This window comes from Pseudoalteromonas sp. P1-9, from assembly GCF_001399975.1.
In the GTDB taxonomy this organism is placed as follows: Bacteria; Pseudomonadota; Gammaproteobacteria; order Enterobacterales; family Alteromonadaceae; genus Pseudoalteromonas.
The window spans coordinates 31,358-48,114 of sequence record NZ_LKBD01000021.1; the positions used below are offsets into that span (position 1 = coordinate 31,358).

Annotated in this window: 13 protein-coding genes; 5 read left to right on the forward strand and 8 right to left on the reverse strand. The window is 42.0% G+C overall.

From position 1 onward, the window contains the following. Position 1: 1 nt before the first annotated feature. From AN214_RS13430 to AN214_RS13465, 8 genes are all read right to left on the reverse strand, one after another. Positions 2–2,092 carry a flotillin family protein gene (locus tag AN214_RS13430; RefSeq protein ID WP_054980178.1) on the reverse strand — a complete coding sequence of 697 codons (2,091 nt, stop codon included), beginning with the start codon at positions 2,090–2,092 and terminating at the stop codon, positions 2–4. A gap of 38 nt (positions 2,093–2,130) precedes the next feature. After that, positions 2,131–2,754 carry an OB-fold-containig protein gene (locus tag AN214_RS13435; RefSeq protein ID WP_054980179.1) on the reverse strand — a complete coding sequence of 208 codons (624 nt, stop codon included), beginning with the start codon at positions 2,752–2,754 and terminating at the stop codon, positions 2,131–2,133. A gap of 27 nt (positions 2,755–2,781) precedes the next feature. Further along, entirely contained in the window at positions 2,782–3,099 is a 318-nt protein-coding gene (locus tag AN214_RS13440) for a hypothetical protein (RefSeq protein WP_054980220.1), read from the reverse strand. A 177-nt stretch (positions 3,100–3,276) separates the two neighbouring features. After that, on the reverse strand, positions 3,277–3,966 hold the full coding sequence (locus tag AN214_RS13445; protein WP_054980180.1) for a PspA/IM30 family protein: 690 nt from the start codon (positions 3,964–3,966) through the stop codon (positions 3,277–3,279). A gap of 18 nt (positions 3,967–3,984) precedes the next feature. Further along, on the reverse strand, positions 3,985–4,395 hold the full coding sequence (locus tag AN214_RS13450; RefSeq protein WP_054980181.1) for a DUF2170 family protein: 411 nt from the start codon (positions 4,393–4,395) through the stop codon (positions 3,985–3,987). Between the two features lie 136 nt (positions 4,396–4,531). Then, positions 4,532–6,055: a tryptophan halogenase family protein gene (locus AN214_RS13455; RefSeq protein ID WP_054980182.1), complete on the reverse strand. Its 1,524-nt coding sequence runs from the start codon at positions 6,053–6,055 to the stop codon at positions 4,532–4,534. Next, entirely contained in the window at positions 6,046–7,584 is a 1,539-nt protein-coding gene (locus AN214_RS13460; RefSeq protein WP_054980183.1) for a tryptophan halogenase family protein, read from the reverse strand. Before AN214_RS13460 ends, AN214_RS13455 begins: the two co-directional genes overlap by 10 nt. 189 nt (positions 7,585–7,773) lie before the next feature. Further along, the gene (locus tag AN214_RS13465; protein WP_054980184.1) at positions 7,774–10,806 is read right to left on the reverse strand and encodes a TonB-dependent receptor; all 3,033 of its coding nucleotides are present in this window, start codon (positions 10,804–10,806) and stop codon (positions 7,774–7,776) included. Positions 10,807–11,220: 414 nt separating this feature from the next. Between AN214_RS13465 and AN214_RS13470 the strand changes: the two genes are divergently transcribed. The 5 genes from AN214_RS13470 to AN214_RS13490 all read left to right on the forward strand — a co-directional run bounded on the left by AN214_RS13470 (position 11,221) and on the right by AN214_RS13490 (position 16,755). After that, complete coding sequence (locus AN214_RS13470) at positions 11,221–12,447, forward strand: amino acid deaminase (RefSeq protein WP_054980185.1); 1,227 nt, start codon at positions 11,221–11,223, stop codon at positions 12,445–12,447. A gap of 17 nt (positions 12,448–12,464) precedes the next feature. Beyond that, positions 12,465–13,337: a MurR/RpiR family transcriptional regulator gene (locus AN214_RS13475; RefSeq protein WP_054980186.1), complete on the forward strand. Its 873-nt coding sequence runs from the start codon at positions 12,465–12,467 to the stop codon at positions 13,335–13,337. A gap of 1 nt (position 13,338) precedes the next feature. Beyond that, complete coding sequence (locus AN214_RS13480) at positions 13,339–14,799, forward strand: amidohydrolase family protein (protein WP_054980187.1); 1,461 nt, start codon at positions 13,339–13,341, stop codon at positions 14,797–14,799. A 74-nt stretch (positions 14,800–14,873) separates the two neighbouring features. Then, positions 14,874–15,260, forward strand: a complete 387-nt coding sequence (locus AN214_RS13485) for a RidA family protein (RefSeq protein ID WP_054980188.1) — start codon at positions 14,874–14,876, stop codon at positions 15,258–15,260. 43 nt (positions 15,261–15,303) lie between these two features. Beyond that, entirely contained in the window at positions 15,304–16,755 is a 1,452-nt protein-coding gene (locus tag AN214_RS13490; RefSeq protein WP_054980189.1) for a sodium:solute symporter family protein, read from the forward strand. Positions 16,756–16,757 lie beyond the last annotated feature (2 nt).

Consider the following 16,757-nt stretch of genomic DNA (forward strand, 5'->3'; position numbering starts at 1 on the left):
ACTAGTCTTGTGTTTCGAGTTTTTGAGTTTGCTTTAAATCAACGCCTAGTAGCGAGAGCAACTGAGATTTTTGTGCATCGCTTGAGTTTGATAATTGGCTTAATAACTTACTCATATTAATGTTTTTTAGGGTTTCAGATGATTCATTGGCACCGGCAAGTACCCCTTTTAAATCTTCTACTAAGTTACGTTCACCGGTTAAATGGTCTTTAAATACGGTTTGGACTACCTGACTCTCGTCAACTAGGCCATCAATTGATTTACCAAGGGTGATGGCTTTCATAAATTGATTAAAGAACTGACCGTCGCCACCCATAATATTGATATCTGCATTACCCAATGTTTGCGCTAATACTTCGGCTTGATGTGCTGCGATATCTTTACTCGCATCAATCTTTGCAAGTGTTAGTTCTTTTTGTTGTGCTAGTTGCAATGAGAAGGTCTCATAATCGCGCGCTTCTTGATTCATTGCATTTAGCGCTTCTAACTTCTCTTGTAAGCCTTTAGCTTCTGCCGTCATTTTAAGTTCAAGGGTGTCGGCCTCAGCTTGTCCCTGCTGTTTCACTGCCTCTGCCATTGCTGTTTGCACTTCAGCCTCGGCGTTACCAATTTCGCGTTTACCTTGTGCTTCAGCCTCGAATTGTTGTCTTAACTTAGTTGCATCAACTTCACCTTGGATCGCTTCTGCTTCTGCTTTTGCCTTAATAACATCTGCTTCAGCAAGGCCTTTGGCAGCGATTTCAGTTTGCTCAGCTTCCGCCATAATCTTAATTGATTCAGCTTTTTGGTGTGCAACTCGAAGGTCCGCCTCTGCCATTTTTTCAAGCTCACGCACTTTGTATTCAGCGGCTTGCTCTTTTGCTTTCGCTGACTCAATGTCCTTTACTAATGCCTCTTCGGCCTCCGCTTTAGCGCGGATCACGATTGCTTCTTTTTCTCGCTCTGCTGCGGCGATAGTTTGTACATCTCTGATCCGTTCTTGCTCTTCAGCTACGGTTTTTTCTACTGCGACGCGATCGCGTTGTACTTCGGCTATCTCTTTACGTTCAACTTCGAGCGCTTTTTCTTTATTGATGCGCAAAATTTCTATTTCTTTCTCGCGATCAATTTCTTCAACTTGACGCGCACGAGTTACTTTTTCTTCTTCAATAGCAAGAACACGTAGGCGGTTTTGCTCTGCGATATCAATCTCACGCTGCTTATTTTGCTCCGCAATGGCGATTTGCTCATCTGCCGCAACGCGAGCTTCTTCCGCTTTGATGCGTTCTTCATGTTTAACACGCTCAACTTCAGCAGTTTCACGTGCACGCACGGTTTCGATTTCACGCTGTTGTTTTGCGAGCACATCTTCGCGTTGGCGCTCAATTTCTTTCGATTTTTCAAGTGCAGCCTGGTTTTGGTGCTCAATACGGATTTTTTCATCACATTTTAGTTGGTTAGTTTCAACATTTTGTTGTGCTGTTTTTTCCGTGATGCGGCGAATACCCTCTGAATCGAGAATATTATTTGGGTCGAGCATTTCAATTTTAGTTTGCTCTAAATAATCAATTGCGACATCTTCAAGCGTGTAGCCAGATAAGTCTTGGCCGATAACTTCTTTAATTTTATCGCGGAACATATCACGTTGAGTAAACAGTTCTTCAAATTCTAGTTGCTTACCAACTGTTTTGAGTGCTTCTGAAAATTTGGCTTCAAACAATTCTTGCAGTGTTTCAGGCTGTGAGGCTCGAGAACAGCCTACTTGTTTTGCTACGCGTAGAATGTCTTCTTTACTTTCATTAACGCGAATATAAAAGGTAATGGCGATATCTGCACGAATGTTATCTTTACAAATTAGACCGCTGCTTTCACGGCGATCTAATACCATGCGTTTTGTGGAAATATCCATGGCTTCCATTTTATGGATGACAGGATAGACAATACCACCAGTTGTTGTGACATCTGGTTCGTTTTTCATTTTATTGATGATAAGAGCTTGGCCTTGCTCAACTTTTCGGTAGAACTTGCCAATAATAAGTAAGATGCTAAAAATAATAGCAACTGCAATGCCTGCAATCGTCAGGATTGGCATTATGTTGTCTAAAAATTCCATGTTGTTTTCCTGAATTTCCTAGTTATTTAAATATGTTGTTACCAAGGCTTATCAGCGATAATGTAACTGTGTTGAGTAGCGAGATGATCAATTAATACTGCTTGATCACCTGATTTAAATTGGTTGTCCTGTTCACATCTAACCTCTATTAGATGCTCTGCGCCATTAAAATAAACACGTGCTTGGCCAAAAGTTTGGGTGACTTTTCCTGTTGCAATTGTGCACTCTAAACCGAGAAGATCGTCGCGAGAGGTTGCATTTTGACTCTTAAATAATTGTTTTAATGGTTTGATAAAAAGTACGGTAAGTGGAATTGCTGCAATAAAGCAGGCGAGCAGCATAAATGTGCCAAATACATAAAATAAGATGCCGTTACCTAGCAAAAAGCTAAAAAACATTTGGCAGTAAATACTGAATACCCAGCTGAGCATAATAACGATGCTCAAAGATATGGTGAGTGGCACACCGCCAAACGCGGCTTGGAACCAACCAGAATCGACGTTTACGTCTGCATCCGCATCTAGGTCCAGGTCGACTTCTCCTTCGAACATATCTATGTCGGCAAAGCCGATAAGGGTAATAAGCCAGAATAAAATTACAATTACCATTAACAATGTAAAAACACTGCTCGGGAAACTAAATGCGATATTTAGAAATTCCATACTTTTTGTCTCAATAAAATGGGTGGATTAGTTTTTTTGTTGTGCGTATTGAATTAATAATTCTGCGACTTTTTGCTTAACTAGGCGTTTATCGAGAGGCTCTACGTCAAAACGCTTTGCAAGCAAGTGCAATTCATCATCGTTTAGATTGAAGCTTAAACGTTGACGTGTTTTTTTTGATTTTACTTCTAGGTTTAGGATTCGCCTGATCATATCGGATGGCGTTAATTCGGCATCAATTGCTTGCTTTTTTATGTATTTTTGCGCTTCTGAACTTAAATCAAAAGCGAGCTGAGTTGCGCGTACAGCTTGTTCTTGTTTTTGCCAGGTATGCTTGTTTTTAATCACGTGTAATCCTTTACGCTTGCAGTTGCAGAATTTTTAATGCCAAAAATTAAGTTTAAGTAACAAGTAGTTTTATTAATATTACAATTGTATTGTTGTTATTCACCTTGCATAAAGTTAAAAAGCACGTTTAAAATTTATGCAGTGTAAACAATAAAACAAAATATTTTATGTTACTTAGCCCTGTTTTGCTTTTATGCGCGCCAATATCGCTTGAGTGCGAGAAGCATCTTTGCCAATGCCAGCCTCATGCAATTTGTTCGCAAGGTCGCAGTTGTTTGTTTCGGCTTCTAATATTTCAGCGGCATTAATTTGGTCTTGCTTGTCAGCCTGGCGTTGTTTTATGCGCTCGAGCGACTCTTTTGCTGATGCCATTGAAGAGTTATTGTTTATTAAAGTGTCGTTAACAGCCAAGGTTGCTTTTTGCACGCTTTCAGTTGTTTTGACCATACTCAACTGACGTTGGTTTTCCTGAATGATTTTTTCAGCTTTTTTAATCTGTTGCTTTAATGCGGCAATGTGGTTTTGAAAGCTTTGTAACACCTCAACTTGATGTACTTTTTCCTGTTCAAACTCCGCAATTTTTTGTGCAATTTCTAACGCAAGAGGCTCATTATCTTGAGCAAGTGCATGCGCAGCGTAATTCTCGTGTTCGCTTATTTTGTTATCAATGGCTTTGATTGCACGATTAGATTGCATTTCTTTTGCCATTACTTGAGTTAGGCCTTTCTTCGCTTGGGTTAGTGCATTTTTAGCATCAACAATTTCTTGCTCGAAAATACGAATGGCATTTGCATCAATCAACCCTTCACCAACTTCACGAGCGCCGCCCTTGAGGGCTGTAAATAATTTTTGAAAGATACTCATAATTCACTCCATTGAAAATTAGTCGGTTAAATAATTTGAAATAGCCTCAAGCGCATCGATACTATTAGCTGCGAGTGTCACAATTTCATGTTCAATCTGATCAAATGTTGATGTGGTAGATAACGCGCCAAAAGTTGCGTACCTGTCATCTATTTTGGCAAATGCACTTAAAGGCATAGGTACATTTAATTGCAGCAGTAAATCATTGAGTTCAACCTGTTGTACCGCTTTAATTTCGTTCTCTTTAAACAGATAACAAATGCACAATACTTGTTCATCTGTGCGCGTTACAAAAATAGGAAGTTCATCGTTACCGTCGACGATTACCTGTAGTACGTCTTGAGAATTACTTGAGATAATGAATGATTCGAATTCATTGCTTTTAGAGCTAGCGACAGCCAATTGAATTGATAGCTCGTTTAAATCCATATAGTTACGTTCTTTCTCCCTTGACATAGTATGTCTTGCTGAAACATAATTACACAGACCATTTAATCTGTCAACTCAATATTTAAAATTTAAATAAATATTACATAAGCTTTACTTCTGTGAAATTATTACGCACTTAAACAAATATAGCCTCATTGGCAGGACAGTATCTTTGTAAAAATTCATCGTGTAAGGGCTGTGCTTCAGCGCATTTGTCAAGTGCATTTCTGCCAGCCGCAAGACTTTTTGCAAGGGTTTCGCTGTTAAGGGCATCTAGGGTCGGGTTGTAGCCATTTGGAGTCAACCCCATGCCATCAAACACCGCATACCAGCTGGTGGGTTGAAACAGTTCTTCAACACCAGGGATCAATCCGCCGCTTTGTTTAAAAAATGCGATACGCTCAGATAAGCTTGCTGGAATTTCTTTTTGTTGCCAGTCGCGCCAAAACGGCGAATCATCGCGTTGTGTGGTGCAGTAATGCAGCACCAAAAAGTCACGAATTTCTTGATAGTCACCAATAATGCGGCGGTTAAACTCATTTTGTAATACCGCATTTGGCGTTTTGGTTGGAAACATGCGTACAAACAGTGCCAGCGATTTAGATACTAAATGAATTGCTGTGGACTCAAGTGGCTCTAAAAAGCCTTGAGCAAGGCCAAGCGATAGGCAGTTTTTATTCCATACTTTATCCCGCACACCGGTAACAAAGGGGATTACTCTTGGCTCGTTTAGCGGCTCGCCGTCAACATTATCAAGTAAGGTTTGTATTGCCTCTTCATCGGAGATGTATTTGTCGCAAAATACATAACCATTGCCAGTGCGGTGTTGCAGTGGAATATGCCAGCTCCAACCCGCTTTTTGCCCGCGGGAAATAGTATAAGGCTTGGTATCACCGGTGAGTTTAGTTTGTACTGCAACAGCGCGGTTACAGGGTAAATGTTCAGACCAATCTTGATACTCGGTATTAAGCGCATTACCAATCAATAAACCCTTAAAGCCCGTACAATCAATAAAAAAATCACCGTTAATTGTGTCGCCTGATTTTAATGTGACAGAGGCAATATTACCGTCAATGGTTTTGCTTATGGATTCAACGTGGCCAACGGTGCGTTTTACACCAATATTTTCAGAGAATTTACGTAAATATTGCCCTGCGAGCACAGCATCAAGGTGCAGTGCAAAGCGAGCACCTGCAAGTGGTGTATTCATCGCTTGGTGCGGTACAAAAAAACGATTCTTTTCAGATAATACCGCTTCTGGCGAATAGGCCATTAACGGTGTGTTGTCGCCTTCGGCTTTTTGTTTAAGCCAGCATTGGTAAAACTCGTGACCATCAATTTTTTGGCCAACTTCGCCAAAGGGGTGAAAATAGCTGTGTGATTCTTGATACCAGTTTTCAAACTGAATGCCCCATTTAAAACTGGCTTGAGTGGCTTTTATAAATTCAACTAAATCAATGCCGAGGCTTTCAAGGGTATCAATAAGCGGTGGAATAGTGGCTTCACCGACACCTATAATATTAACCTCGTCTGATTCAATCAGCTCAACTTGGGTGTTGCTGTCTTTAAAAATGTTGCCAAGTGTTGCTGCAGCGAGCCAGCCTGCGGTGCCACCACCAACAATAACGAATTTTTCAATGGGATTTTGGTTTAACTGCATACCGCTTCCTGTTGCTTGATTGGTTGATAGCCACAGTGTTGCTGTAGAAATTCGCTATGGGTTGGGGCGTTTTTAACTTGATTAGCTACCATTTCACGCATTTTAGCTAAATGTTCATTTAAGTAATTGAGCGGCATATTATCTGCGCTTGCTTGGTAGTTTTCGGGTAAAAAATTTAAGCCATGATAAATTGCCAGCCAACTGTCAGGGCCAAACATTTCCCAAGGCAGGCGTTTTAACTCGCCGGTTTTAGCGAAGGTTAGCATTTTCTCTTCGAGTGATGCCGGAATCGCCATATCACGATAATACTGCCACATCGGGCTGTCGCTGCGGCCGTTTAACTTATAGTGCAAAATAATAAAGTCGCGTACGCGCTCATATTCTTGTGCATTTACATCATTAAATTTAGCGACATCGTTTATTGAATATTGATTGCTATTGAAAGTAAGTAAGAGTTTTTCGATGGCCGTTTCAACCAGTGCAATGCTAGTGCTCTCTAATGGCTCTAAAAAGCCAGAGCTTAAACCAATGGCGACACAGTTGTTATGCCACGCTGTTTTACGCCTGCCTGGGGTAAAACTAAATTTACGTGGTGGCTGTAAAATGTCGCCATTGATTGATGCAAGCAAACTTTGCTCTGCTTCTTCATGGGATAGGTATTTGCTGCTGTAAACATAGCCATTACCAACACGGTGCTGAAGTGGAATACGCCATTGCCAGCCGCCTTTTTTCGCGATAGCAAGTGTACGGGTGATTGGCTCAGCCGTTGCGCTTGTTTGCACTGCAACAGCGCTGTCATTGAGTAGCCAATGGCTCCAATTCTCATAATCAACAGCTTGGTTTTCGCCAATTAACAGCGCTTTAAAGCCTGAACAATCAATAAACAAATCCGCCGCGATGCTTGAACCATCTTCAAAATGTAATTGGCGAATGCTGCCATCAGGGTGATTATCAATGCTGCAAATGGTGTTATCAATGTGCTGAACACCTTTACTGGTTGAATAATCGAACATCAGTTTGGCAAACAAGCTGGCATCAAAATGCAGCGCCCAATCAAAAATTTCTAACTGGTTTTGCGGTGTAATTTTTGGCGGCACAAATTTATTGTGTTTTGCCATTTGCACGCCAAGAGAGTAGTCGGTTAAATCGCTGTGTGTACCTGCTTGTTCGGCGCGAAGCCAATAATGATGAAATGGGGTACTTGGTGTGCTTTGTCCATAAATGCCAAATGGGTGAATAAAGCGCGAGTTTTCACCTGCCCAACCCTGAAATTCAATGCCAAGTTTGCAGCTACCTTTGGTGGCTTTTAGTACCTCAATATCGCTAAGACCTAAGTTTTGATAAAAGCGGCGAAGGGTTGGAATAGTCGCTTCACCCACACCTATGGTGCCAAGTTTGCTTGATTCAATCAGGGTAATTTTACAGTGTTTTAGCGGGGCATGATTAGCAAGGGCTGCAGCTGTCATCCAGCCAGACGTACCTCCGCCGACTATGACGATGGAATTTATTGTTTTTGTCGTTTCTGTCATGGTTCACACTCGTGCTTATACTTCAATACCAATTTGATTAAGTAACGTGATTAAGTAAATAGGCAATTAGTTAATCAAATGGGTATTTGCATTGTATCGTGATGAAACCAAAAGAAAAGACTGCCGCCAAATGACGGCAGTCTTGGGCAGTAAGTGTTAATTCAACCTAAATCCTAATAATTCTAAGGATTAAAATGTTGCCCTAACACCAAGGGTCCAACGCGATTCATACTCGTTACGGAACGCTTTTTGTGAAGAGAATTCAAGATAAGTTTGTTGAACTTCTTCAGTGATGTTCGAACCGTGTAAGTAAATATCGAGATAATCAGTTGCGTGGTAGGTTGCACTGAAATCAAGCTGTGAATACGTATCTTGGTATAGTGACTGTCCACCTACAGCGCTTGAACCTTGTGTGATTAAGCGCGGGCTACGTGAGTTCCATGCTAAACGCGTTGAGAACTCTTCTTGCTCATACCAAAGTACAAAGTTGTATGTGTCTTTTGACATACCAACAAATGGTAAGTCGTCGCCATTTACGTCTTTATTCTGCTGTGAGCTATCACTGTATGTGTAGTTAGCATCGATACCGAAGTTATTAAGGATTGCGATATCTGTGTAGTCGCTCATTGCAGCACGAATACCCACTTCTAGACCGCTTACATCACCACCTTTACCTTGTACTTGCGTACTGAAAGGCCATGGACCACGGCTGATACCATCATCATCTGGCTCATCAATCCAAACGGTACCGCTTTCTGTGAAGCTTTCAATTTCGATGCGGTAAAGTGATAAGAACATCATTGACGCTTCGCCATTATACCACTCAGCTGATAGTGAGTAGTTATCTGAACGCCATGGGTTAAGTGCCGGGTTACCTGTTAGGTTACCATTTACTACACGTAAACAGTCACACTCACCGTTAATTGCTTTACCAACCGTTTTACCACCGCCCCAACTTGCAAGGTCAAGTGCTTGCATGTTTTTAGCGTATGCACCACGTACAATCACATCTTCTGTTACATCAGCTGACACGTTTAATGATGGTAGGTAATCTGTATAGCTGCGCTCTGTTACTACGTCGCCAATATCCGGACCTAGACCTGAGTGAGGTAAGTTAGAGCCAGCTAGGTTTTGCTTCACGTATAGGTCAGTTTCAACCACTTTAACACCAAAGTTACCGCGGATCATTTCCCACTCAAAGTTGGCTTGTGCAAAATAGCTGAATTCGTTCAATTTAACATCAAAAGAAGCACCTGCGTTTTCAGTGCGCTGTACATTACCAAATGTGTTTAGGTGGAACTGACGTGGATCGCGGAAGTTACTCGGATCAATCGCCCACATTGTTGGAATGCCTTTTACACTTCCGAAGTTAGAAATCTGGCTAACTGTAGTATGCGTATCAAGGCGAGTTGGGTTAAGTAATGTATACGGTACCCAAGTACCCGCAGTTAAATCTCCTACGTCTTCTGTTAGGTATTCACCTGCTGCAGGATTGCCTTCACAAGTATCAACAGTGTGATATTGGTCAACCGCTTTCCACTGTGCAATATCACAGCCGTCACCAAATTCAGACGTGTATGTGAATTGGTCGTGATCCACTTTACGTTCCATAAAGCGCACACCAAAATCAACACTTGTCACGAATGGCATATCGTCAAATTGATAATTCCATTTCGTACTGAAGGTGTTGATTTCACCTTCATCGTCTGTATTACCTTCTGATGAGAATGCACCAATATGATATGAATCTAAGCTGCCCATGTAATCAGCAACGCTCATTAAGCCTTGTCCGCCATTTACCAGTTGGTCAAAACCACTAAATACAGGAGACTCGCCACGGGCGTCATAACGTAGAAGGAACGAATCGTCTTCAATACCGCCTGGTGAAAATTGTGCGTAACAACCGCCTTGGTCACCAACAGCATTTTCACCTGAACAGTATTCAGATGGAGCGAATTGACCTGGGCCAGTTACACGAGTCCCTTGGTCGATGCTCAATAAGTCGCCTTCGCCATAGCCGTGACGCATGCTTGCATCAGCGCGTGCACGTGTTACACGCACTTGACCTGAAAGTGGGCCACCGTTATTAAAGTTAAGTTCTAAATTTAAGTTGGTTGACGTTTCGTAATTATTGTTGACCTGAGTGAAGGTTTGCAGGCGCCATGGCTGTAAGTAGAAATCATTTACGCCGCCCCAAGTATCGCCATTTTCATCGGTAAATGTATCGCCTGTCCAACCAGATTCAGTTGGAAATGCATAGTCGTTAAATGAATACCAACGGTTGTTTTGTGATAGACCTTGACGCTCGTTAAAACGTTCTTGGTCGGTGTAGAATGCTTCGAACACAAGTTCAAAGCCTTCACTTAAATCCGCTTGAAAAGCAAACTGGAAACCTTGACGCTCACGTTTTTCTTGTTTGTTAAATGCAGCAAAACCTTGCGGTACAACGTGACGAATGTCGTTACCTTGAGGATTTTGACCCCATGTGAAGTTGTTATTTGCTGCACCGATACCGCCATTTTCAGAGGTATCAAAATAACCATTATAATCGGTAGCAAGGGTTGCTTCTTGTGTAACCGCTGAGAATAAAACACCCCATTTATCAGCGTTGTAGCTTACAAGGCCGTTAATATTTGGATCGGCTTCATCACTAATCGAGCCCTGTGTCACATCGGCGCTAACGTTAGTTGTCCAACCTTCGCTCATATCAAATGGACGGCGCGTTTTTAAATCAATAGAGCCTGAAATACCCGCAGCAGAACGCTTAGATTCACTGGTTTTATAAACATCAACGCCTGAGAAAAGCTGTGCTGGTAAGTCACCAAAATCAGCGCCTGATGAATCTATGGTCGTTGCACTTAAAAATACTTCGCCATTAAGTGTGCTATCTACTTGAGGCAGACCACGGATTTGTACTGGACCACCTTCACCTGCGGTACGCTCTACTTGTACACCGGTGATACGTTGCAGAGAATCTGAAATGGTAACATCGGGTAATTTACCGATATCTTCAGACGCGATGCCGTCAACTTGTGAAGGTGCAAAACGCTTTACGTTAATTGCTTTAACTGTACTGGCACGAATACCTTTAACCTGAATTACTTCCATTTCAGCGTCAGCCGATGATTTTTCTTCAGCTATAACGTTTTGTGCGAAACCGGCAGAGAGAGCTACCGCTATGGTTGAAGACAACACGCTTCGTTTAAATGTTCTGTTGGACACAGTTTTCCCCTATTAGTGTTTAGTTCTATCAGAAAATAATTCTGAGAAACCTTATTGTTGTGATAACTTGTATAATTCTTGACAGCGTTGTCATTTGCTGTCAAAAAAATATTAAAAAGGTCGTAACTTCGACAGTAATTTATGCGTTTTACTGCTTAATACACGCAACACTAAACTCTTAACAACAGCCCAGTTTAGCTGATACTTGAAAGTTGACTCACCTAGTTCAAATGTGAATGTTTGATACTTCGCAATGTTAAAAAGTAACAAACAAAAATCTTGAACTTGTTACTTTTTAACATTAACATAATTGAAAAAGCAACACTTTGATAACAAATTTGTTTGAAATGCATCTAGATTGAATAGAATTGTATTAGTTGGGTGTTTTGCTGTTAGCAATTTGGTAACAAGTTTATGAATGAAGTAATTAAAGGTGCGGGAAATCCACAATCTTTAGCACATGGTGGCTGGCATATATTGCGTGAAGAAGTGAGTTTTCCGGTTGCTGTGTTATCGCAATCAGCCATCAATAACAATGCAAAGTGGATGAGCGATTTTTGTCAAAAGGCAGAAGTAAACTTAGCCCCCCACGGTAAAACCACTATGGCACCCGAGCTTTTTAACATGCAGCTTGAGCACGGTGCCTGGGCCATCACCCTTGCAACGGTGGCGCAAGTACTTAACGCAGTAAATCACGGTGTTAAACGAATTATTCTTGCAAACCAATTAGTTGGAAAATATCACTTTGAACAAATAGCTAATTTAATTGAAAGCACCGATGTAGAATTTTACTGTTTTGTAGATTCGGTGGAAAACGCCACGCAAATAGGCCGCTTTTTTGATGTGCGAAAAGTATCAATTAACATTCTATTAGAAATTGGTGCACAAGGCGGCCGCTGTGGTTGGCGTGATTTGAGTAATACCGATGCATTTTTAGCTGCATGTAAAGCGCACCCAAGTTTAAAACTCGCAGGAATTGGTTTTTATGAAGGGGTGATTGGCGGTAGTAATGCCCTTGAAAAAGTCACCAATTTCGTAGAGGAAATCTATCAACTCGCAAGCACACTTAAAAAGCAAAATGTGTTTAGTTTAGATAACCCCATTATTACTGGCGCAGGCTCTGCTTGGTATGACGTCGTCGCAAAGACGTTAGCCAAGCATAATCACCAAGAAAACTTTAACTTAGTGATTCGTCCTGGTTGCTACTTAATTCATGACACTGGCATTTATCAAGATGCACAAAATGTGGTGATGGCACGTAGTCAATTGGCTTGTGATGTGACAGGTGATTTAGCATCTAGCCTAACAGTGTGGGCCTATGTTGTATCACGCCCCGAGGCAGGACTTGCCATTGTTGGTTTGGGTAAACGTGATGTGGCATTTGACGCCGGTTTACCAAAAGCAGAGCTTATATACCATGTAGATTCTCATACGTTAAAAGCGGCTGATGCCTTAATTGAAACCGTTAAAATTATGGATCAGCATGCCATGCTAACCTTGCCTGACAACTGCAATCTGAAAGTGGGTGATATGGTGTGTTTTTCGACGTCTCACCCGTGTTTAACGTTTGATAAATGGCGTCAGGTAGCAATCGCCGATGATGATTGGGTAATTCGCAAAACTATTTCAACCTTTTTTTAGTTAGGAAGCAGTAACATATGGATATTATTAATAAAATAAAAGAAGGGTTAGGGCACTTTAGCCCAGCGGAAGACAAGGTTGCTCATCTAATTTTGAGTGATCTTGAATTTGCAGCGACTGCTTCAATTAATGAGCTGGCAGACAAAGCGAGTGTGAGTCACGCGAGTATTACGCGCCTTGCCAAAAGTTTAGGTTGCGAAAACGTGCGCGATTTAAAGTTTCAGATCACGCAATCGGCTGCGATCGGTGAGCGCTTCACTACTTCAGAACCAATCGAAAAGAAAGATATCTTTCATGTTTACTCATCAATTCAAGAAATTTTAGCGCTTAATGACGGATTAATTAGTGAAGAAGCTGTCATGACCGCCGCAGAATCAATCTGTGACACACGCCATTGTTTGATTTTTGGCGTAGGTGGCGGCAGCAGTATGCTGGCGATGGAATGTCAAAACCGTTTATTTCGCTTAGATGTGTTATGTAACGCCCACTCTGATCCCATGATGATGCGTATGACCGCATCAACCATCAACAAAAATGATGTGGTGCTGTGTTTATCGTTAAGTGGTGTTTCGCCAGATGTGATTGATGCGGCACGTATCGCAAAAGAGTACGGTGCAAATATCATTGCTATTTGCCCACTAGGTGAACTTGCCAATATTGCAGATGTGCATTTGCCGATTAAAACGCAAGAAAGTGATTATATCTTTAAACCAAGTGCCGCCCGTTATGCAATGATGGCTGCGATTGATATTTTATCGAGTGAAGTGGCAACTAAAAATCAGCGTCGCTCAAAAGAAAAGCTGCGTCGCTTAAAAATTCAATTAGATCAGCATCGTAATCAAAATAGCGACGCGCCACCTGCTGACACTCGCTTTCCCCTAGGCGATTAATATGAGTGATAATAACCTTAATATCACTGTTATTCGTAATGCGACTGTTTACACGGGCGAGCTAAATGAATGTTTTGTTGGCGATGTTGCCATAAGTGACGACCGCATTATTGCGCTTGGCGAATGTACTCACTTGTATTCAGAGCAAGATATTGATGCTACGGGGTTAACGCTTGCACCTGGCTTTATTGATGTACACACCCACGATGACTTAGAAGTACTTCGTAATCCCCACATGCTCAGCAAAGTAAGCCAAGGTGTAACTACGGTAATTGCAGGAAACTGTGGTATTAGTAGTGTGCCCTATGTTGCAGATATTGAGCCGGTAGACCCAATTAATTTATTGGGGCAGAAAGCAGATTTCAAATATCCCAATTTAGCGGACTTTAGAAGTGCTTTCGACAACATAAAGCCAAGCGTTAATCTTGCCCAATTAATTGGCCATACTAGCCTTCGTGCGCAAGTAATGGATGATTTATCAAAAGCGGCTTCGGAACAAGAAATTACCCAAATGCAGTCGTTACTGTGTACTCAGTTGGAGCAGGGTGCATTAGGGTTAAGTACTGGGCTTGCTTATCCGAATGCTAAAGCATCAAATCGTGAAGAAGTGAATCGTCTTGCCAAATGCGTAACGCCATTTGATGGTGTGTATACCACACATTTACGCACTGAATTTCAAGGCATTATTGATGCTATGGATGAAGCATTTGCAACCGCGAAACAAGCAAAGCTTCCGCTGGTTATTTCCCACTTAAAATGCGCCGGCATAGATAATTGGGGCCGAGCAGAAGAAGTATTAGCGCATCTAGAAGATAAACGACAATCACAACTCGCTTGCTGCGATTGTTATCCGTATGCTGCGAGCTCAAGCACGCTTGATTTAAATCAGGTCACTGACAGCACTGAGATTTACATAACGTGGTCTGAAACCCATCCTGAAATGGCTGAAAAAAGTTTGCGTGATATAGCAAATAACTGGCAACTATCATTAATGGACACTGCTAAAAAATTAATGCCTGCCGGTGCGGTTTATCACTGCATGTTAGAAGATGATGTAAAACAGTTTTTAAGCTATGAGAACAGCATGATTGGCTCGGATGGTTTACCGTGCGATCCACATCCGCATCCGAGATTATGGGGTACGTTCCCAAGAGTATTAGGGCATTACGCAAGAGAGCAGCAAACGCTGTCTCTGGCATTAGCTATTCATAAAATGACAGCGCTGCCATCATCGCGATTTAAGCTAAACAATCGCGGCAAAATTGCGAAAGATAGCTTTGCAGATTTAGTGTTATTTGATGCAAAGGCGATTATCGATAACGCCAGCTATCAAAACCCTCAAGCACAAGCTGACGGCATTAAGTGTGTATGGGTCAACGGCAAAGTAAGTTATGTTGAGGGTCTCGATGCGCAAAGCATTACGCAATATGGCAGAGCCGGGCGATTTTTAGCGCGCACTTAATATTAACGCCAACTAAATAAAAACTTTGAAATGTTGAGAGACGGTTCTCAACGCAGCATTTAAAAGAGGAAATTATGACAATTAGACGCATTGGCGCAGAAGGCGGCACAGGCACAGGTGGCCAACATTTACCTTTTTCACGCGCAGTAGAAGCGGGCGGTTGGTTAAAAGTATCGGGGCAAACCCCTATGCGCGATGGCGAAGTGGTCGAAGGTGGCATTATTGAGCAATCGCGCTTAGCCATACAAAACTGTATCGACATTATGACCGAGGCAGGATATGGCCTTGAAACAGTAACCCATGTATCTGTGGTATTAACTGACTCTCGTTATTTTCAGTCATTTAATAAAGTGTTTGCAGAAGTATTTGGTGAGCACCCGCCTGCGCGCATTTGCATGGTGGCAGACCTGGTTGTCGACTGTAAAGTGGAAGTGGATGTGACCTGCTACAAAGGTCAATAAGGGAACTAAAACCTTAAAAGAATAATAAAAAATAGGGGCACTTATGACATCACAACAAATGACGTTTCTGGCTGCATTTTTTGCCTATTTGCTTGCCATGATTGCAATTAGTTGGTTTGTTTCTCGCTGGCAAAAATCGGGTAGCGACTTTTTGTTAGCGGGGCGAAAAGTGCCACTACTTTTAACGCTCGGCACCACTGTTGCAACTATGGTCGGCACCGGCTCTTCGATGGGGGCTGTCGGCTTTGCCTATCAAAATGCGTGGGCTGGTGCGCTCTATGGCATAGGTGGTGCAGTGGGAATACTGTTATTGGCGTGGGTATTTGCACCTGTGCGCAAACAACAATTCGCTACCATGAGTGAAGAGCTTGCGAGCTATGTTGGCAATAACGCACTTGTAAAAAAAATCCTCGCTGTGATTATTTATGCCGCAAGTATTGGCTGGTTAGGTGCGCATTTAATTGGTGGTGGCATGTATCTAGCTTGGCTTACGGGTATTGATGATACAACTGCGAAGTTAATAATTGGCATTGGGCTTGCCATTTATGTCACCTTAGGCGGTTATTCAGCGGTGGTGTGGACTGATGCGATTCAAGCGGTAATTTTATTCGTCGGTTTTTTACTAATGGCTTATTTTGCCATCGATTCTGTTGGTGGTTGGCAAGCGGTACAAAACAACCAATTAGTAAATGATAGAGGTTTATTTTCCTACCAAAACATCGGTCTTATACCCGCTATTTCCATGTCTTTTGCGGTGTTGGTGGGGGTAATGGCAACACCTTCATTTCGCCAGCGCATCTATTCAGGTGACAATGTAAGCAGTATTCGTAAATCGTTTGTGATGTCTGGAGTATTGTATTTGGGGTTTTCTTTAGTACCTGCAATTATCGGTATTTGCGCTTATTTAATTAAGGGTGATTTAGATAATCCAGCGTATGCGTTTCCGTATATTGCACTTAATACTCTGCCACTGTTACTGGGTGGGATTATTTTATTAGCGGGCATTTCCGCCACCTTGTCGAGCGCAAGCTCCGATGCTATCGCTGGTGTGAGTGTGTTCGTCAGTGATATTTATGCGTGGCTTTTTAAAAAATCACTGAGTAAGCGACCTCTCACAGATAAACAGCAACTTGTATTGTCACGTTTTGCCATGGTTTTAACCGTGACCATTGCGCTGTTATTTGCCCTTTTATCAAATAATATCATCACCTATATCACTAAAATGATCTCGCTCGCACTGTGTGGCTTGTTTGTCATGGGGTTGCTTGGTCGTTTTTGGCGAAAGCTAACATGGCAAGGCAGTATTGCAATTTTAGTAGCGAGTACATTAACAGCTGCGCTAATAGGTTTTAACTCCAAGTGGCTCGCGTTTTTTGGTAACCCTTCAATACCGGCGGTAATAAGTGGCGCGTTTTTTGGCATTGTTGTGAGCCTAGTTACACAAGTAAAAACGCCATCAAAAATAGTGCAGAAGCATAAAGTGGAGCTAATGTGATG